An 18,970-nucleotide genomic window follows, 5' to 3' on the forward strand; every position below is an offset into this window, starting at 1 on the left:
GCCTTCAGGCTGTTTGCAGACGCCGCTTGCGCTCGATGTCCGGCAGGAACACCGTCAGCAGGCCGATCAGCGGCAGGAACGAGCACAGGTGGTAGACGGTGTAGATGTCGGTCGCATCGGCCAGCTTGCCGAGCACCGCCGCGCCAATGCCGCCCAGCCCGAACGCAAACCCGAAGAACAGGCCCGACACCATCCCCACCTTGCCGGGAATGAGCTCCTGCGCATACACGAGGATGGCCGAGAACGCCGAGGCCAGCACCAGCCCGATAAACACCGTCAGCACCGCCGTCCAGAACAGGTTGGCGTACGGCAGCAGCAGCGTGAACGGCGCCACACCCAGAATCGACACCCAGATCACCACCTTGCGCCCCACGCGGTCACCGATCGGGCCGCCCACGATCGTGCCCACCGCCACCGAGAACAGGAAGAGGAACAGGAACAGCTGCGACGTCTGCGCCGACACGTGGAACTTGGTGATCAGATAGAACGTGTAGTAGCTGTTCAGGCTCGCCAGGTAGAAATACTTGGAGAACAGCAGCAGGACCAGCAGCGTCATCGCGAACGCCACCTGCCCACCTGACAGCTTGACCGCCGCATGCGCACGGCCACCCGCCTTGCGACCATGGCCCGCGGCACGTTCACGCTTGTACCAGCCCCCCACGTGATAGAGCACGAAGATGGCGATGAGCGCCGCAATCGAGAACCACGCCAGGCTGTGCTGCCCGTACGGCATGATGATGAGCGCCGCCAGCAGCGGACCCATGGCGCTGCCCGCATTGCCGCCCACCTGGAACAGCGACTGCGCCAGCCCATGCCGGCCGCCCGAGGCCATGCGCGCCACACGCGACGACTCCGGATGGAAGATCGACGAGCCCGTGCCAACCAGCGCCGCCGCCAGCAACAGCGTGCCGAAGTTCGGCGGCACCGACATCAGCACCAGCCCCACCAGCGTAAAGCCCATGCCCACCGAGAGCGAATACGGCTTCGGATGCTTGTCGGTATAGAGCCCGACCATCGGCTGCAGCAGCGATGCCGTGATCTGGTAGACGAGCGTGATCAGCCCGATCTGCGAGAAATCGAGGTGGAAATTGCCCTTGAGCAGCGGATAGATCGCCAGGATCAACGACTGCATCATGTCGTTGAGGAAGTGCGCGAAGCTGATGGCGCCGATCACGCCAAAGCCGGTCTTGTCGGCTTGCGCAGCGGGTGTTGCCGCGGCGCCGGCCGTGCCGTTTGCAGTGGTTTGCATGATGGTTTGCGGTGAAGAAAAGGTAGAAGCGGGAAGCGCTCAATCTTGCGCCTAAACGGTGCAGGCGTGTTGCCGCAAATTCGACAACGATTAGCGCAAACCGGACAATTTACTGTCGGGGCAGAAGCGTCAGCCCGTGCGGCGCCGCTTCGTCAAAACACGCGCCCCGCCTCCCGCAAACCCGCGCCCAGCTTGCCCCGGCAGGCAGCTAACGTGTTAGCCATATTCGCGCGCGAAGCTACTCCGTTCGGAGCATGGCCGCTCAGGAGACGCTTTCTATACTCGCCAGCAAGGATTGCTGCACGACGCTGAAAGCAGAGAAATAAAGCGCCCGTGCCAGCCGCCAGACGGAACCGACGCGTGGGCCGATGTGTGGGCCGATCTGTAAATCGTTTTGCACGCACGGTGATCCGCAACCCGGACCGATGACCCACATCCTCGATGCTGCACATCGGCCAACATGGGAGGGGAGCCATGTTGATTCTGCAAACGGGAACACAATGTCGCGCGACAGGAGACCTGTTCTATCAGGCCTTGCTAGACGACCGCGTGATCTGCTGCTTCGTGACCTCCGAGGCGGTGGATCTGACCGGCGACGCCATGCGCCCGCCGCCCGCGACATCCGTCCCGTGTACCGGCCCTCGGCTCGCTGACGTCTCTCGGTCAGCGAGTTATTGCGCGCCCCTCGTCCCGTAGGGCGCGCTCTTTTCTGCCGATGCCGTCAGCGCGGGGGCGCTGGCGGGTCACCCTGCACTGCCGCGCCCGAGTGCGTCAGCCAATCAGCCCGGCATCCGTCAGTTCGCGCTTCAGATAGGCGTACAACACCGGCGCGGCAATCACGCCGCCCACGCCAAACAGCGCCTCCATCACGATCAGCGCCAAGATCAGCTCCCATGCGCGCGCATCGATACGGCTGCCGATGATGCGCGCGTTCACGAAGTATTCGAGCTTGTGCACCACCACCAGGAAGACAAGCGACGCCACCGCCAGCTCCAGCGATGCCGTCACGCTCATCACCACGACGGCGGCGTTGGAGATCAGGTTGCCCACCACCGGAATCAGCCCCGCCACGAAGGTCAGCAGGATCAACGATTTGGAATACGGCACATGCTGCCCGAACAACGGCAGCGCACCCATCAGATAGATGGCCGCCAGCGCCGTGTTCAGCGCCGAGATCTTCACCTGCGCGAACACCACCGCCTCGAACGCTGCCGTCAGCCGGCCCAGACGGTTGAGCAGCGCAGCGGCCAGCGGCTTGTGGCGCGTGGGGTCAGGCGTATCCGACCACGCCACCATCGCCCCGACGATCAGCCCGATCAGCGCCAGCGCACTGTGGCGCAGCCCGTCAATGCCCACGGTTGACACTTGGCGGCCGTGTTCCTTGAGCATTTCGACCAGACGCACGCGCAGCTCCGTCACCGACGGCGGGATGGTGTCCGCCACCGCTGCGGGCAACGACTCGCGCAGGTTGTCGAGCACGTCCGCCACGCGCGTGAGCATGCCTTCAAGCCCGTGGCCGTGCTCCACCAGCCGGCCGATCCCCAGGCCAATGCCTACCAGGATGAGCGTGGCGATCACGAACACGCCCACCACCGCAATCGCCTTGGCATGACGCGACAGCGTATGCCGCCGGCGCAAGCGCGACTCAAGCTTGCGCGCCAGCGCATAGACAAGAAACCCCGCAATGGCGGCGGGCAGCAGGCGCAGCCACAGCACAGCCACAATCATGGCGGCCACCAGCACGTAGCTGGTGACATCGATGGCGCGGGAGTGTGCGTTGGGAGGAAGCATCGTCATGAAAACAGGCTGGCAGCAATGTTGATGGAGAGCGCGAGGATGCTCGTATTGAAGAAGAACGAGAGCAGCGCCTGCCCCAGCACCGCCCGCCGCATGGCGCGCGAGCGGATGCTGATATCGGCCGTCTGGCTGGCGACCGCGATCGTAAAGGAGAAGTAGACGAAATCCCAATAATCGGGCTCGAGCTGCTCGTCGGGAAACTTCAGCGGCGGCTCATGACGCGCGCGGTAATACAGATGCGCGTAGTGCACCGTGAACATCATCGGCACCATCAGCCAGGCGCCCAGCACCGTAATGCCGGTGAACGCGTAGTGCGAAGCCTGCGCATGCCCCGCCGACTTGGCTGTCGCCAGCTCAAAGGCAATCGCCACCATGCTGGCCACCACGCCCAGGCAGACCACCCCCAGCACCGCAGAGGCGCTCGCATCCTCGCGGCGGGCGACGGCGCGGATGCGGCTCGGATCCGCCCGCAGCATCATCATCGTGATCAGGATCAGGTACACCCACACGGCGATATCCCAGCCGAGCAGCAGCCGAGAAAGCCACCCCTGCCCCGCCGGCATCACGGCCACCGCAACGGCGCCCAGCGCAAAAGACGCCAGCAGGCGCGGCCGTGCAGCGGCAAATCGGGATATCTGGGAAGACTCGTCTTGCAGGTTCACATGGGCCTCTCGTGCGTGCTCGGGTCGTTCACACAAGGCCGGGGGCGCCGGCCGATGAGGCGACATGGTAGCCGCTTCGGTGCGGCTTCATGACAGCTTTCAGGACGGCGTAAGCATCGACGCGAACGAGCGCTTGCAGCGCTCCTGCAGGCGCTCGTGCGTGGAGAGCTGGTCCGCGATGACGGTGGCCTCCGGATACACGCGGCACATGCCGATCATGGCGGTCTCCAGCGAGCTCTGCGATCCCGCCTGGAACTGGAACTGCTCCAGCACCGTCTCGTCAGCGTCGCGCACGGTGATCTGGAACGAGCCCGGGGTGACGGTCGCACAGCCGGCCAGCATGGCGACTGCGGCCAGGGTGACGCACAAGACAGGGCGCAGCGCGCGACGTGAACGGTTCATCATGGCTTCCTGGTTGCGATGACAGTGAGACGCAGGAACAGCGTCTCGGTTCGCAATAATCGTGCTTCCTGTGCGCACAAACAAAAACGCCCGCAATGTGCGGGCGTTCTTGCGGAAGGAACCAGGGGCTCAGGCCACGGCGCCTTCGGTGTACGGGTCGAACTTGCTGCCGACCTTGGCACCTTCGGTATAGGTGTCGAACTTGCCGGCACGGGCCAGGGCACCCTCGGTGTACGGGTCAAACTTGCTGCCAGCCTTGGCACCTTCGGTGTACGGATCGAACTTGCCGGCACGAGCCAGTGCGCCCTCGGTGTACGGGTCAAACTTGCTACCAGCCTTGGCACCTTGGGTGTACGGATCGAACTTGTCGCCAGCCTTCGCGCCTTGGGTGTACGGATCGAACTTGCTGTCGACCTTTGCGTCATCGCCATAGACGTTGAACCGTTGGCTGACTTGTGCAGCGCCTTGCGTGTACACGTCGAACTTCGTCGCGGCCAGGGCCGGCACGGTAGCCAGGGCGATCAGGGCAGCGATCAGAGTGCGTTGGGCTTTCATGATTCTTCTCCAGATGAGGCGCAGCGCGTCGGGCAGTGATCCGGACAGTTCCTGGATCTTCATTTCGCTGCGGCGCCGCATTCGATGGAGCTATCGTAGGCGACCCTGTTCAGACAATAAATGTCGTGACAGACAATTTATTGTTGCGATATCAGAAATTAAGGGGAAACCCGCATGAACAGGGACTTCGCGGCCTGCATCAACGGTTGGCAGGCAAATTTGCGCAAATAAAGAATGTGACTTTTTCAGCGAAAGTCAGCGTCGTGCGAGGTTCGAACGCATCGGCTGGTCGTTTTGTTTCGCGTTGCAACATTTTCTAAGCGTTGAAAAAATCACATTCTCCGGAGCAAACCCATACCGTTTTGAGGATGGGTTTATGTCACACTGCGCGACATTCCGAGGCTGGCGTGCGCCGGCCGCTCCACGATCCGCTTGCAACCGAACCCTCGATGAACCGTTTTCTACTGGCTGTCGCCCTGTTGGGTACCGCACTCCTCTCGGGCTGCGGTGTGGTGGCCGCGCCGTGCCGTGTGGCGTCGGCGGGATTGAAGATGGTGCCGCTAGTGGGCCATATAGCGGCCGCGCCCACCGATGCCTGCGCGGACATCATTGATTGACGTAGCCTCTGTTCGCGCGGCCTCGCCTCAGAGCATGCGCTGCATCAGCATGCAGTCCAGCCAGCGCTCGAACTTGTAGCCCACGCCTTCCAGCACCCCGACCTCCCGGAACCCGCAGCGCGCATGCAGCTTGGCCGAGCCGGGGTTTTCGCGTCCGCCGCCCACCACGGCCACCATCTGCTTGAACCCGCGCGCCTGGCATTCGCGGATGAGCGCCTGCAGCAGCAGCGTGCCGACGCCCCGCCCCTGTGCAGCGGTATCGAGGTAAATGGAGTCCTCCACCGTATGGCGATACGCGGGCCGCGCACGGTGCGGGCCCGCATAGGCGTAGCCGAGCAGCACGCCGTCGGCTTCGGCCACCACATAGGGCATGCCCGCGTCTTGCAGTGCCTGGAAGCGGCGCGTCATCTCGGCCAGGTCGGGCGGCTCAATCTCAAAGCTGGCGGTGCCCGTACGCACGTGATGCGCGTAAATGCCGACGATGGTGGGCAGATCGGCCAGCGAGGCGGGGCGAACGGCAATAGCGCCGGCATCGAGCGCAGCGGCGGAGGCGGCGGAGTGCAATGCAGCAGGCATAGCGAGTGGATGACAGCAGAAGTAGGAGGGAAGCGCCCATTGTCATGCCAATTTCACAGAGACCGCACGTTGCGCAGCGCATCACAGGGGCATGGCTATCGGGCGGCGCCGGAATGCGGTAAGTTGACAGACGCATTTCCCGCGCCCTCCCCTGCCATGCACGACCTGTTTCCTCTGATCGCCGAATACGGTGCGTTTGCCGTGTTCCTCAATGTGCTGCTTACGCAAGCGGGCGCACCGCTGCCGGCCGTGCCGACGTTGCTGGTGGCCGGCGCCCTGACCTTCCACGGGCCGCTGTACCTGATTGAACTGGCGCCGGCGGCGGTGTCGGGTGCGCTGCTGGGCGATGGCCTGTGGTACTTCGCCGGCAAGCGCTATGGCCGCCACGTGATGGCGCTGCTGTGCCGTGTGTCGCTGTCGCCCGATTCGTGCGTGCGCCGTACGCGCACGCAGTTCGAGCGCTGGGGTGCGCCGCTGCTGCTGGTCTCGAAGTTCGTGCCGGGCCTGTCGACGGTCTCGTCTGCGCTGCTGGGCACGATGCGCACGCCGTTCAGCACGTTTGCGCTTTACAACCTGCTGGGTTCGGCGCTGTGGGCAGTGCTCTGGCTGGCGATGGGCCGGGTGGCACACGACAGCATCGATCAGGCGCTGCGGCAGCTGGACCAGCTCGGCACGCGCGCGGTCCTGTTGATCGTGGTGCTGGCGGCAGTGTATGTGGCGGCACGCTGGCTGCAACGCTGGCGCTTTCGCAAGATGCTGGAGATGGCGCGCATCTCGCCCGACGAGCTGCACGCGCTAATCGAGTCCGGCGCCGCCCCCGTCATCATCGACGTGCGGGCCGACAGTTCGCGCATGCTGCAGCCGCAGCGCATTCCAGGGGCGATGCTGTACGACATGTCCAGCACCAACCGGCCGATCGAGATCGACGGCCCAGACCGCGAAATCATCATCTATTGCGCATGCCCCAACGAGGCGTCTGCCGTGATGCTGGCGCGCACGCTGATGAGCCGCGGTTTCAAGCGCGTGCGCCCGCTGCATGGCGGGATCGACGCATGGGTGGAGCGCGGCTACGGCGTGGAGCACGTGGTGTCCGTGTCGCCGTCCACGCTGGCAACGGCGGAAGCGCGCGCCTGAGGTTTCCCGGCGCGCCGGTACCCAAAGAATCGGACGCGCAAAAACAAAAAGCGCACCTCTCGGCGCGCTCTCCCGTAAGTACGGCAAACATGCGGTGCGCCAGCCCCCCGGCTCGGACACCCCGCATCGGTCCGTGTGCACCTGCCCGAGGGCGGGTGTGGCGAAATGATCCCCGTTTGATCCCTTCTTCGCCGGTCGGACTTGACCCCCTTGTTATTCATTCCAACGCTGCCGCCTCAAACATCTGAGCGGCTGGCTCGCGTTGTGTTTTCCCGTCCCTCTTCTTTCGTTGCCTTGCGGCTCGCCATGTTTGCATGGCACTCCTGCCCACTAACGGCAGGATTTAGCCGAACTTTAGGCGGCGCTTGAAACCCATCAGGCAAAGGTGTCGATGGCACCTTCGTGGCTGGAAACACGGCGCGGCGCCACGGCCAGGGTATCGGTCCGGTCTTGCGCGTTGCCGCTACCAAAGCGGCTACCGCTGCCCCCGTTGCCCGAACCACTGCCCTGACCTTGCGCCGACGAGCCTTGCGAGGCGCTCTGCTGCTGACTGAAATCGCCCGTGCTGACGGAGGTCTGCGTCAGTTGCATGCCGCCCTGGTGCATGGCGTCCCGCAGGCGCGGCATGGCGTCCTGCACGAGTTCAGCTACAGCCTGGTGCTGACACACGAAGCTCGCGTTGACCGCGCCGTTGTCCACCTCCAGCTTGACGTGCAGGCCGCCCAGCTCGGCTGGGTTCAGCTGCAGCTCGGCCGACGACTGGCGATGCACCTGCATGAACGCGAGCTGGCTGGCCATGCTCTGCGGCCATCCGGCGTCGCCAAAGGTGGGCAACGTATGGATTTGCTGCGGCGTGATCGATGCGGCCGCTGCAGCACCGCCTGTGCTGGCCGTGCCAACCGCAAATGTCGGAGCGGCTGCGCTGGCGTCGGCATGGGCGCGCGACAGGATGCCCTGGAACTGCGGGCCGGCGCCTTGCGCGTTAGCTTGCGCGTCTGCGTTGTCTGCGTTGCCGCCATTGCCGGTGCGGCTGGTGGCGTCGGCCACAGCGGCGGTTGCCGCCTGGGTGACGTTGCTATGGGCGTTTATTTCGGCGCGGCGCGGCAGGTCGCGTTCGCTGTTGGTGTTCTGTGCCGCTGACGCACTGCCAAGCTGGCGCACGGCCGGCGGCGTGTTATCGGCCACGGCGCGTGTGCGTGCCAGCGACTGTGCCAGCGCATTGCCGTCGGGCAGCGCCACGGCGGGCGGCGTCGGCGTACCAGCCACTTTGGCCTTGGCGTCCTTGGCCTCCTGGCCTTCCCTGGCGATCGGCACGGCGGGCAAGGTGACGCCCGCCGCTGCGGCAGGATCAGTGGGAGCACCCACGCCCTGGGCGCCGCCAGCGGCGGCATTCAGCGCGGCCAGCGTGGCGGTATCGGTCGCGGCCGATTGGCTCGCGGCCGGCTTCGACACGTCCACCGTGGCGTTGGAATCCGATTGCGCAGCGGGCTGCGGTGCCGGCAGTTGTGTCGCGGCAGCCGTCTGCTGGGCAGCCTGGCGTGCGGCTTCGATCTGGGCGGCCAATTGCGTGGCCGGATCGGCAATGGCCTGCTGCGCGGCGGTATCGATGTCCTTGGCGTTGACAGGGTGCAGCGGCTTGGCGCTGGCCGTGTCGGTCAGGCTGGCGGGCAGCGGCGTGGCGGCCTGAACTGGCGTGGCGTCATCCGCAGGCTTCGTGTCCTGATCGTTGCGCGCGGCATCGGTGCGCGCGGCATCCTTGCGAGCGCCGTCGGTACGGGCGGCTTCAGCGCGGCGGCTGGCATCGTCGGCGGCCGATTGCGCATCGGCGCGGCGGCGCGCGGCGTCTTGCATCATGCGGTCCGACAGCAGATTGCCGAACGTATCGGTGCCGGACGAGCCACCCTGCGCCTTGTCGGCGGCGGCGTTGCTGGCCGACAGCATGGCGCCCAGGTCTGTGGCGGCGGTGTTGGGGGTGGCACTCAAGCCCACGTTGACTCCGTCTTGCGAATGCGTGTTGGTACTCAAACTCAATGTCAATTGCCGCCCTGCGCCGCACGCATGCGGATCAGTTTGGCGGCGTGCTCGTCGTTGTCGCGCTGGGCGCGGCGCTCCTGGTCCAGGCGCTGCTCTTCAATGTGACGCTGGCGCAGGATGTCGAACGACTGTTCCCGGCGTTGCTTCTCGATCCAGTTGGCGCGGCTGGCCGCCAGTTGCTGCTCCAGCGCGTTGATGGTGCCCTTCTGGTGGTGCACGGCAGTGCCCAGCCGATCGATGAATGCGGTGTAGTTGCGCAGGCGCGTGGCATCGATGCCGCCCTCGGCGGTCGAGAGCATCTGCTGGTGGTAATTGTTGCGGTAGTCGGACAGCAGCGCCAGCTTTTGCGTGGCGGCCTCACGCGTGTTCATCAGGCGGCCGACTTCCTGCGTGGCGCGCTCGGTGTCCTTCTGAGCCAGTTCCAGCACGGTTTCGAGGCGGAACGGCGCGGTTCTAGTGGTCATGCGAGGCCCTCCAACTTTCCGTTACTTCAACCCAACGGTCACAAATCCGGCAGCTTTAGCCACGGGTTTGCCCAAGGGGGATGAGGCTTGCGTCTTCATAGTGTCAAGCGAGCACTGCATGCATCTTCTCCAGCGTGTGCTCGCGGCTTTCGCTCTCGAACATGCCCTGCTGCAGGAAGGCTTCCATGTCGGGGTAGCGGGCGATGGCCTGGTCGGTCACCGGGTCGCTGCCGCGTGCATAGGCACCCACGGCAATCAGATCTCGGTTGCGCTGGTACCGGGCGTAGAGCTGCTTGAAGCGGCGCGCGGTATCGAGCTGCTCGCGCGGCACGATGGCCGACATCACGCGGCTGATCGACTGTTCGATATCGATGGCCGGGTAATGGCCTTGCTCGGCCAGCTTGCGCGAGAGCACGAAGTGGCCGTCCAGAATGGCGCGCGCGGCATCGGCAATCGGGTCTTGCTGGTCATCGCCTTCGGCCAGCACGGTGTAGAACGCGGTGATGGAGCCGCCGCGGCCGCTGGCATCCACCATGCCGTTGCCGGCACGCTCCACCAGCGCCGGCAGCTTGGCAAACGCCGAGGGCGGATAGCCCTTCGTGGCCGGCGGTTCGCCGATGGCCAGGGCGATCTCGCGCTGGGCCATCGCATAGCGCGTGAGCGAATCGACGATCAGCAACACGTTGCGGCCGCGATCGCGGAAGTATTCGGCAATGGTGTGCGCATAGGCGGCGCCCTGCAGACGCATCAGCGGCGAGGTATCGGCCGGCGCGGCGACCACGGCCGAGCGTGCCAGGCCCTCTTCGCCCAGGATCTCGTCAATGAATTCCTTCACTTCGCGACCACGCTCGCCGATCAGGCCCACGACGACGACATCGGCCTGCGTGTAGCGGGCCATCATGCCCAGCAGCACGCTCTTGCCGACGCCGGAGCCGGCAAACAAGCCCAGCCGCTGGCCCTGGCCCACCGTGAGCAAGCCATTGATGGCGCGTACGCCGACGTCGAGCACGTGCTCGATCGGCTTGCGCTTGAGCGGGTTCAGCGGTGCCGGAGCCAGCGTGCCCCAGGCGAGTTCTTCATGCGTGCCCAGTGGCCCCTTGCCGTCGAGCGGCTCGCCGTTGGCATCGACCACGCGGCCGAGCAGGCGCGGGCCCACGGGCAGGAACTTGCTGTGCGAAATCGTCGGATCGGCCGCGTCTGCGGGCAGGCGCTGCGGTTCGAGCGGGAAGACGCGTGCGCCGGGCACCACGCCCACCAGGTCCGTCTGCGGCATCAGGAAGGCGCGTTCTTCGGCAAAACCCACCACTTCGGCCAGCACGTGGCGGCCATGCGGCAGTTCAACACGGCAGGCGCTGCCCACCGGCAGCTTCAGGCCGACGGCTTCCATGACCAGGCCGGCCACGCGCGTGAGCTTGCCGCACGTCACCACCGGGCGCGCCAAGTGCGCGCGCTTGGCCGTCTGGCGCAGGTGGGCTTGCCACATGCGCACGTTGGGGTTGTTGGCCGCGGTCTGATCAGCCGGCTGCACGGACTCAGGCAACATGCAGCGCCCCTCCCGCCACGCGTTCAGCTTCCGAGCGTTCGCTCGCAAGCCACGCGGTATCGCGGCCCAGCGCGCGGGTGAGTTCGGCCCAGCGGGTTTGCAGCGTGGCGTCGGTCTCGCCAAAGCGGGTCTGCACACGGCAGCCGCCGCGCTCGATGGCGGCATCGACGATGAGCGTCCAGCCGGCGGCGGCCAGCTCGGTACCGAGCGTCTGGCGGATCAGCTCCGCATCGTCGGCATGCACGCGCAGCATGGCCGGCGCCGGTGCGGTGGGCGCATCGCCCAGCACCTCGCGGATGAGCGGCAGGATGCGTTCGGGCTGTGCGTGCAGCGCGCCGTGCAGAAACTGCTGCGCCAGCTGCAGCGCAAGGTCGACGAGTTCTTCGGCAACGCTGCCGTTCAGCTGGTCGATCGCCTCGCGCACGGATTGCATCAGCGTGGCGATCTGCTTCGAATCTTCCTCACCCTGGCGGCGGCCCTGTTCAAAACCGTCCTGAAAACCCTGGGCAAAACCGTCGCGGCGGCCTTCATCGCGGGCAGTGGCCAGTTCAGCGTCGAGCGCAGCCTGCCACTCCTCTTCGGAAATCGGCGGCTCTTCGGGCTCGGGCGGCGGCGGAGGCGGTGCCGCTTCAGCGGCGACCTGGGTGGCCTGCATGGCCTGGCGCTCGAAGTCGGTCGGCTCCCACGGCTGGTACTCGACGAGCGTGTCACGCGGGATGATCGGCGGGCGCGGCATCTCAGCGCTCCATCACAGCAATGCGGCCGGCACGATCAAACATAGGCGTCCTCCGCCTTGCGGCCGATGGTGATCTCGCCTTCGTCGGCCAGGCGGCGCGCGACCATCAGGATTTCCTTCTGCTGCGCTTCGACTTCCGAGACCTTGACCGGGCCCAGCACTTCCAGCTCTTCCTTGAGCATCTGGCCGGCACGCTGCGACATGTTGGCGAACACCTTGTCGCGGAATTCCTGCTTGGCGCCCTTGAGCGCGACCACCAGGATGTCCTGGCCGATTTCGCGCAGCAGCGTTTGCAGCGCGCGGCCATCCAGGTCGATCAGGTTGTCGAAGACGAACATCTTCTCGACGATGGCGTCGGCCAGTTCCGGGTCGCGCGAGCGCACACCCTCGATAACGGCGGATTCCACGGCGCTGGGCACCAGGTTGAGGATTTCCGCCGCCGTGAGCACGCCACCCATCGCGTTCTTCTTGCGATGGTCGTTGCCCTGCAGCAGCTTGGTCAGCACGTCGTTCAGCTCGCGCAGGGCGCTGGGCTGAATGCCGTCGAGCGTGGCGATGCGCAGGATGGTGTCGTTGCGCAGGCGCTCGCTGAAGTAGGTGAGGATTTCCGAGGCCTGGTCGCGATCCAGGTGGACCAGGATCGTGGCGATGATCTGCGGGTGCTCGTTGCGGATCAGCTCCGCCACCGACGACGCGTCCATCCACTTGAGGCCTTCGATGCCGCTGGTGTCGCCGCCCGACAAGATGCGGTCGATGATGTTGGCGGCACGGTCTTCGCCCAGCGCCTTGCGGAAGACGGTGCGGATGTACTCGTTGGAGTCGACATCCAGCGGCAGGTCTTCGGCTTCGACAAAGAACGCGTCAAATGCGTCGAGCACGCGGTCGCGCGAGACGTTCTTCAGCGCGGCCATCGTCGCGCCCAGCTTCTGCACTTCGCGCGGGCCCAGGTGCTTGAGCACCTCGGCGGCTTCGTTTTCGCCCAGCGACATCAACAGGATGGCGCTGCGTTGGAGTCCTTCGGCGCTCATTCGTTACTCACCCATTGCTTGATGACGGCCGCGACGGCGCGCGGATTGCTCTGTGCCACGCGGCGCATGGTTTCGAGCTTCTTCTCGAAGTCGTTGTTCTTGAGCTGCGGCAGCGCGTCCGGCAGCGCTTCGGCGTCGGCTGCGGCCGCTGCCGGGCCTTCCAGCTCCGGCCCGGCCGAAGGCGCGGCGCCGGTGATGATCGGGGCGTTCGGGTCTTCGCCCTCGCGGCCGACGAAGGTGGGCGAGGCAGGCTCGTCCTTCTTATTCACCGAGCGGATCAGCGGGCGGATCACCGCAAACACCAGGATCAGGAAACCGATCGCCAGCGCACCATACTTGGCGGCCTGGATGCCGTACTGGATCATCTCCGGCTGCTTCCACAGCGGCAGGTCATCCTTGGCCACCGGCAGCGTGCCCGAGAACTGGCTGTTGACGACGTTCACGGAATCGCCACGCTTGGCGTCGAAGCCGACGGCGTCCTTCACCAGCGCGTTGAGATTGGCCATTTCGCCTTCGGACAGCGGCTTCCAGGTCTTGCCGTCGCCACGGTAGTTGACCACCACGGCCACCGACAGGCGGCGCACGGTGCCCACCGCGGCACGGGTGCGGCGCACAGTCTTGTCGACTTCGTAATTGGTCGTGGTGTCGCGCGTGGTCGACGAAGCGCCGGTCGACGTCGTGCCGCTGGTATTGGCTGCAGCGGCCGGTTGTTGCGGCTGGCCGGCTGCGGCCGGTTGCGAGGCCGACGCCGGGGCCGGTGCGGTCGGCAACATGCGCGGCGCGGTCGGCGGCTGGTTGGACAGCGCGCCCGGCACGCCGCCCTGGGCGTCGGCCTTGTTCTGCGTCGCTTCTGCGGTGTGCGTGCTGCGCACGGCAGCGTTGGCCGGGTCCTGGTTCGGACGGTACGTCTCGGCCATCTGCTCGGTGCTGTCGAGGTCGACATCGGCCGTCACCTGCGCGCGCACGTTGTCTTCGCCCACCACGGGGCCGAGGATGGCCTCGATGCGCTTGATATAGCCCTGCTCGATCTCGCGCACGTAGTTCAGCTGCGTCGGGTCCAGGCCGGAGGCGTTCTCCTGGAATGCCGTCGACAGCAGGCGGCCGGATTGGTCCACCACGGTCACGTTGGCCAGCGGCAGGTTCGGCACGCTGCTAGACACCAGGTGGCCGATGGCCTGCACCTGCGAGCGGTCGAGCATGCGACCCGGATACAGTTTGAGCAGCACCGACGCGCTGGGCTTGGCCTGCTCGCGCACGAACACCGACGGCTTGCTCATGGCCAAATGCACGCGGGCGGACTGCACCTCCTGCATGGCCTGGATGGTGCGGGCCAGTTCGCCCTCCAGGGCGCGCTGGTAATTGACCTGTTCGGCAAACTGGCTGGTGCCGAATTTCTGGTTTTCCATCAGCTCGAAGCCGGCCTGGCCGCCCTTGGGCAGCCCTTGCGACGCCAGCTTCAGGCGCGCTTCGTGCACATTGGCCTCGGGCACCATGATGGCGCTGCCGCCATCGGCAAAGCGGTACGGCACGTTCATTTGTTGCAGCGCGGCAATAATGGCGCCGCCATCGCTATCCGTCACATTGCTGTACAGGACGCGGTAATCCGGGGCACGGCTCCACAGCATGGCGGCGGCAATCACGGCCACCAGCGCGGCACCGCCAATCATCATCAGCAGGCGCGGCGACAGACGGCCGAGCGGGCCCAGCGCAACCAGCGCTCCCGCGTTCTGACGCCCCTTGGCGCCCTGGCCCACCGCCGGCATATCCACCGTACCGAGCGTGTCGGCGACAGCAACCGAATCGGCTGTCGTTGGCATCCCAAATCTCCTGACTGACTACGTTGCCTGGGCCAATACCCGAACTCAGGGCATGGCTCCGTGGTTGCCATTATCGGCAGCGGTCTGCCAAGCAAATCGGCAAGAAGAGGGCCTTTTCCCGCTCTTTTGAGGGCTTGAGAACGGGAGGCGGGCGGCTACCTTTGCATCACCGTGGCGTCATGGCGACCGGAAAAAGCCGGGCGGCAGCCGCCAGCAGAAAAGAGGAGCTCTCTTCACATGGATATTACGAACGCCAATTCAGTCGTGTCGCTGATGAACAGCGTCCTGGCCCCGACCAGCACGGTGGGCGGCATTGGCGGCAGCGCGGGCGGGGACGATGCCAAGGTCAGCGTCGACTTCGGCTCGGTGCTCAAGTCGTCGCTGGACCGCGTGGATGCTTCGCAGCAGAAAGCGGAGTCCGTTTCGCGCAGCTTTGAAATGGGCAGCAATGACGTTGATCTTCACGACGTGATGCTCTCGCTGCAGAAGGCCAACATCGACATGCAGACCGCGGTGCAGGTGCGCAACAAGCTGGTGTCGGCGTACCAGAGCATCATGAGCATGTCGATCTGAGCATCATGCGCCCCGCCGCCATCCGTGCTGGGCGCGCTCTCCTCACCGTGGGCGCCACGAATCTCAGGCAATGAAGACAGTCATCCTCGCGGGCGGGCTGGGCACGCGCATCAGCGAAGAGTCGCACCTCAAACCCAAGCCCATGATCGAGATCGGCGGCCGGCCGATCCTCTGGCACATCATGAAGATCTACTCCCACTATGGGATCAACGACTTCGTGATCTGCCTGGGCTACAAGGGTTATGTGATCAAGGAGTACTTCGCCAACTACTTCCTGCACATGTCGAACGTGACCTTCGACATGGCGCAGAACAAGATGGAAGTCCACCAGCGCTATGCCGAACCGTGGCGCGTGACGCTGATCGACACCGGGGCGGAAACGCTCACCGGCGGGCGCCTGAAGCGCGTGCGCGAATACGTGGGCGACGACACCTTCTGCTTCACCTACGGCGACGGCGTGACCGACCTGGACATCGGCGCGCTCCTGCAGTTTCACCGCCAGCACGGCAAGCTGGCCTCGGTCACGGCCATCCAGCCGCCGGGGCGCTATGGCGCGCTCAACTTGAACGGGCCGGCGGTGCAGAACTTTCAGGAGAAACCGGCCGGGGACGGTGCCTGGATCAATGGCGGATTCTTCGTTCTGGAACCCCAGGTGTTCGACTATATCGAGGGCGACCAGACCAGTTGGGAATCGACGCCGCTGCAGTTGCTGGCCGATCAGGGCGAGCTGATGGCCTACCGGCACGACGGCTTCTGGCAGGCCATGGACACCCTGCGCGACAAAAACCAGCTTGAAGACATGTGGGTCAGCGATCCGCGCTGGAAGGTGTGGGCATGACAGCGTTCGGTGACGCCTTTCGCGGCCGGCGCGTGCTGCTGACCGGGCACACCGGCTTCAAGGGCAGTTGGCTGGCCCTGTGGCTGCACCAGCTCGGCGCGCATGTCCATGGTTACAGCCTGGCGCCCGCTACCCGCCCGAGCCTGTTCGCGCTGGCCGACGTGGAGTCGACCCTCGCCAGCCACGTGCTGGCCGACATTCGAGATGCCGACACGCTGACCAAGGCCATGGCCACGGCGCGGCCCGATATCGTCTTCCACCTTGCGGCACAACCGCTGGTGCGTGCTTCCTATCAGGACCCGACGCTGACCTACGCCACCAACGTGATGGGCACGGTCAATGTGCTGGAGGCCGCCCGCCGGTGCGGCAGCGTTGCTGCCATTGTGGTGGTCACCACCGACAAGTGCTACGAGAACCGCGAATGGGCATGGGGCTACCGGGAAACCGACGCACTGGGCGGTCACGACCCCTACAGCGCCTCCAAGGCCTGCACGGAGCTGGTGGCGGCAAGTTACGCCCGAGCGTTCTTCGGTAGCGGGCCATTGCTGGCCACGGCACGTGCGGGCAACGTCATCGGCGGCGGCGACTGGTCTGAAGACCGCCTGATTCCCGACGCTGACCGTGCCGTGCGCGCCGGCGCCCCGCTGATCATCCGTTCGCCGCGCGCCACCCGGCCGTGGCAGCATGTCTTGGACTGCCTCAACGGCTATCTGATGCTGGCCGCGCGTCTGCTGGCCGGCGATACCGCCTGCGCCAGGGCCTGGAACTTCGGGCCGGACGCGCACGCTGTGCAGACGGTCGAACAGGTTCTGCAACGCCTGCAGCAGCATTGGCCGAAGCTGCACTGGGAGTGTCCGCCCGCCACGCGGCAGGCGCCGCACGAAGCAGGCTTCCTGCACCTGGATGCCAGCCTCGCGCGCCAGGGGTTAGGCTGGCAGACGATGTGGCCGATCCACATCGCCATGCAGGAAACGGCGCGCTGGTATGCCGACCTCCGCGAGGAACGCAGTGATGCCCGCACGCTGCTCGCATCGCAAATCGCGCGCTTCACCCAGGACGCGAAGGCAGGCTTGGCATGAACCGGCTGACGCTTCTTGGCACGCCGCTGAACGGTCTGTACGAGGTGACCCGGCAACTGCTGGGCGACGAGCGCGGATTCTTCACCCGCCTCTTCTGCGCCGAAGAGCTGGCAGCGCACGGGTTTCACGCACCGATCGCCCAGGTCAACCATTCGTACACCCAACGCCGCGGCACGATCCGCGGCGTGCACTTCCAGCACCCACCGCACGCCGAGACCAAACTGGTCAGTTGCCTGCGGGGTCGCGTCTTCGATGTTGCCGTCGACTTGCGGCACGGCTCCGCGACCTTTCTGCGCTGGCATGCGATCGAGCTGTCGGCGCAACGGCACAACAGCCTACTGATCCCGCCAGGGTTTGCCCACGGCTTCCAGACACTGGAAGACGATTGCGAAATGCTCTACCTGCATTCCGCACCCCATGTCGCCGCGGCCGAAGGCGGACTGCGCCCGACCGACGACAGGCTTGCCATCACGTGGCCGCTTGCGGTCACTGCATGCTCGGAGCGCGACCGCAGCCATCCTGCACTGACGAGCGCCTTCACCGGATTGACCGTATGAACTGCCGCCACTGCGCTGCCCCACTGCACCTTCCGCTGATCGACCTGGGCAAGGCCCCGCCGTCCAATGCGTATCTGGAGCCCGCTGCGCTGGCCCGGCCCGAATCGAGCTACCCGCTACGTGTCATGGTGTGCGAGCAATGCTGGCTGGTGCAGACAGAAGACTTCACGCGAGCAGATGAAGTCTTCAACGCGGACTACGCGTACTTCAGCGCCTACTCCGCCAGTTGGCTCAAGCATGCAGAGCGCTATGTCGCCGACATGTGCGCGCGTTTCGAGTTGAACGTGCACAGCCTGGTCGCAGAAGTCGCCGCCAACGACGGCTACCTGCTCCAGTACGTGCGCGCACGCGGCATCCCATGCTACGGCATCGAACCAACGGCCAGCACCGCCGCCGCGGCCAGAGCGCGCGGCATCGACATCATCGAGGCATTCTTCGGAATGCCGCTAGCTACTGCACTGGTTGAAGCCGGCAGGCAGGCGGACCTGATCGCGGCCAACAATGTGCTCGCCCACGTGCCGGACATCAACGATTTCGTACGCGGCTTCACGGCGCTGCTCAAGCCACAAGGCGTGGCGACGTTCGAGTTCCCGCAGTTGCGCAGCCTGATCGAAGGCGCCCAATTCGACACCATCTATCACGAGCATTTCTCGTATCTGTCGCTCACTGCGGTCGAGCACATCTTTGCGGCCAACGGACTGCACGTGTTCGATGTGCAGGCGCTGCCGACCCATGGCGGCAGCCTGCGCGTCTTTGCCCAGCGCGCAGACACGGGCCAATACCCGCGCGCCCCTGTCGTCGATGCGCTGCTTGCCGACGAACTCGCAGCCGGCATGAAAGACCCGGCGTACTACAGCGGCTTGCAGGCGCGTGCCGAGCAGACCCGCAATGGGCTGGTCGCTTGGCTGACCGAGTGCCGCAAGGCGGGCCTGCGCGTGGCCGGATACGGTGCCGCAGCCAAGGGCAACACCCTGCTCAACTTTGCCGGCATCACGCGGGAGCTGTTGCCGTATGTCGTCGATCGCAACCCCGCCAAGCAGGGCCGGTTTCTGCCGGGCAGCCGGATTCCCGTCAAGACGGAAGACACCCTGAGCGAGGACCGGCCCGATGTCGTCGTCCTGCTGCCGTGGAACCTGAAGGACGAACTGGCCGAGCAACTCGCCTACGTTCGGAAATGGGGCGGCCGGCTTGCCGTGGCCGTGCCGGCCGTTGAATGGCTGTAAGCGCCGCGCCGACAACCATCGCCACCTTCAACCCAATTGCTAACCGGGATAGGCGAGCGCAGTGTCTCGATCCTCCAACCCAACAT

Annotated in this window: 19 protein-coding genes; 7 read left to right on the top strand and 12 right to left on the bottom strand. The window is 65.6% G+C overall.

The genetic code is table 11. The annotated features are described in order from the left end of the window. Positions 1-4: 4 nt before the first annotated feature. The 5 genes from NG900_RS18775 to NG900_RS18795 all read right to left on the bottom strand — a co-directional run bounded on the left by NG900_RS18775 (position 5) and on the right by NG900_RS18795 (position 4,665). The gene (locus tag NG900_RS18775) at positions 5-1,249 is read right to left on the bottom strand and encodes an MFS transporter (protein ID WP_252682880.1); all 1,245 of its coding nucleotides are present in this window, start codon (positions 1,247-1,249) and stop codon (positions 5-7) included. A 771-nt stretch (positions 1,250-2,020) separates the two neighbouring features. Further along, positions 2,021-3,046, bottom strand: coding sequence for an AI-2E family transporter (locus NG900_RS18780; RefSeq protein WP_252682881.1), 1,026 nt, complete (start codon positions 3,044-3,046; stop codon positions 2,021-2,023). After that, a complete protein-coding gene (locus NG900_RS18785; RefSeq protein ID WP_252682882.1) occupies positions 3,043-3,708 on the bottom strand; it encodes a DUF1345 domain-containing protein in 666 nt (221 codons plus the stop codon). Before NG900_RS18785 ends, NG900_RS18780 begins: the two co-directional genes overlap by 4 nt. A 99-nt stretch (positions 3,709-3,807) precedes the next feature. Further along, positions 3,808-4,110: a hypothetical protein gene (locus NG900_RS18790; RefSeq protein WP_315862383.1), complete on the bottom strand. Its 303-nt coding sequence runs from the start codon at positions 4,108-4,110 to the stop codon at positions 3,808-3,810. 129 nt (positions 4,111-4,239) lie between these two features. Beyond that, complete coding sequence (locus NG900_RS18795; RefSeq protein WP_252682884.1) at positions 4,240-4,665, bottom strand: hypothetical protein; 426 nt, start codon at positions 4,663-4,665, stop codon at positions 4,240-4,242. Positions 4,666-5,114: 449 nt separating this feature from the next. Between NG900_RS18795 and NG900_RS18800 the strand changes: the two genes are divergently transcribed. Continuing rightward, positions 5,115-5,282, top strand: a complete 168-nt coding sequence (locus NG900_RS18800) for a DUF6726 family protein (RefSeq protein WP_252682885.1) — start codon at positions 5,115-5,117, stop codon at positions 5,280-5,282. A gap of 27 nt (positions 5,283-5,309) precedes the next feature. On the opposite strand, the gene NG900_RS18805 is transcribed toward NG900_RS18800, so the two are convergent. Beyond that, entirely contained in the window at positions 5,310-5,858 is a 549-nt protein-coding gene (locus NG900_RS18805) for a GNAT family N-acetyltransferase (protein WP_252682886.1), read from the bottom strand. A 156-nt stretch (positions 5,859-6,014) separates the two neighbouring features. Here NG900_RS18805 and NG900_RS18810 point away from each other — a divergent pair, with 156 nt between their 5' ends. After that, the gene (locus tag NG900_RS18810) at positions 6,015-6,992 is read left to right on the top strand and encodes a DedA family protein/thiosulfate sulfurtransferase GlpE (RefSeq protein WP_252683259.1); all 978 of its coding nucleotides are present in this window, start codon (positions 6,015-6,017) and stop codon (positions 6,990-6,992) included. A gap of 375 nt (positions 6,993-7,367) precedes the next feature. Here NG900_RS18810 and NG900_RS18815 read toward each other — a convergent pair whose 3' ends face one another. The 6 genes from NG900_RS18815 to fliF form a co-directional block, all read right to left on the bottom strand. Beyond that, positions 7,368-8,981, bottom strand: a complete 1,614-nt coding sequence (locus NG900_RS18815) for a flagellar hook-length control protein FliK (RefSeq protein WP_252683260.1) — start codon at positions 8,979-8,981, stop codon at positions 7,368-7,370. Positions 8,982-9,025: 44 nt separating this feature from the next. Further along, entirely contained in the window at positions 9,026-9,490 is a 465-nt protein-coding gene (fliJ, locus tag NG900_RS18820; protein ID WP_252682887.1) for a flagellar export protein FliJ, read from the bottom strand. A 103-nt stretch (positions 9,491-9,593) separates the two neighbouring features. Next, a complete protein-coding gene (gene fliI / locus NG900_RS18825; protein WP_252682888.1) occupies positions 9,594-11,033 on the bottom strand; it encodes a flagellar protein export ATPase FliI in 1,440 nt (479 codons plus the stop codon). Further along, positions 11,023-11,769, bottom strand: a complete 747-nt coding sequence (gene fliH, locus NG900_RS18830) for a flagellar assembly protein FliH (RefSeq protein WP_252682889.1) — start codon at positions 11,767-11,769, stop codon at positions 11,023-11,025. The genes fliI and fliH overlap by 11 nt, the downstream gene beginning before the upstream one ends. 35 nt (positions 11,770-11,804) lie before the next feature. Further along, on the bottom strand, positions 11,805-12,797 hold the full coding sequence (gene fliG, locus NG900_RS18835) for a flagellar motor switch protein FliG (protein ID WP_252682890.1): 993 nt from the start codon (positions 12,795-12,797) through the stop codon (positions 11,805-11,807). Next, positions 12,794-14,614 carry a flagellar basal-body MS-ring/collar protein FliF gene (gene fliF, locus NG900_RS18840; protein WP_252682891.1) on the bottom strand — a complete coding sequence of 607 codons (1,821 nt, stop codon included), beginning with the start codon at positions 14,612-14,614 and terminating at the stop codon, positions 12,794-12,796. The genes fliG and fliF overlap by 4 nt, the downstream gene beginning before the upstream one ends. Positions 14,615-14,851: 237 nt before the next feature. Here fliF and fliE point away from each other — a divergent pair, with 237 nt between their 5' ends. The 5 genes from fliE to NG900_RS18865 all read left to right on the top strand — a co-directional run bounded on the left by fliE (position 14,852) and on the right by NG900_RS18865 (position 18,884). Continuing rightward, on the top strand, positions 14,852-15,187 hold the full coding sequence (gene fliE / locus NG900_RS18845; protein WP_252682892.1) for a flagellar hook-basal body complex protein FliE: 336 nt from the start codon (positions 14,852-14,854) through the stop codon (positions 15,185-15,187). A gap of 70 nt (positions 15,188-15,257) precedes the next feature. Beyond that, a complete protein-coding gene (gene rfbF, locus NG900_RS18850; protein ID WP_252682893.1) occupies positions 15,258-16,025 on the top strand; it encodes a glucose-1-phosphate cytidylyltransferase in 768 nt (255 codons plus the stop codon). Continuing rightward, positions 16,022-17,104, top strand: coding sequence for a CDP-glucose 4,6-dehydratase (gene rfbG / locus NG900_RS18855; protein ID WP_252682894.1), 1,083 nt, complete (start codon positions 16,022-16,024; stop codon positions 17,102-17,104). The genes rfbF and rfbG overlap by 4 nt, the downstream gene beginning before the upstream one ends. Continuing rightward, positions 17,101-17,661 (top strand): dTDP-4-dehydrorhamnose 3,5-epimerase family protein, encoded by a 561-nt coding sequence (locus NG900_RS18860; protein WP_252682895.1) that lies wholly within the window; start codon positions 17,101-17,103, stop codon positions 17,659-17,661. The genes rfbG and NG900_RS18860 overlap by 4 nt, the downstream gene beginning before the upstream one ends. Then, positions 17,658-18,884 (top strand): class I SAM-dependent methyltransferase, encoded by a 1,227-nt coding sequence (locus NG900_RS18865; RefSeq protein WP_252682896.1) that lies wholly within the window; start codon positions 17,658-17,660, stop codon positions 18,882-18,884. The genes NG900_RS18860 and NG900_RS18865 overlap by 4 nt, the downstream gene beginning before the upstream one ends. The last annotated feature ends 86 nt before the right edge of the window (positions 18,885-18,970 follow it).

The sequence above is a fragment of the Ralstonia soli genome (genome assembly GCF_023955655.1).
Classification (GTDB): Bacteria; Pseudomonadota; Gammaproteobacteria; order Burkholderiales; family Burkholderiaceae; genus Ralstonia; species Ralstonia soli.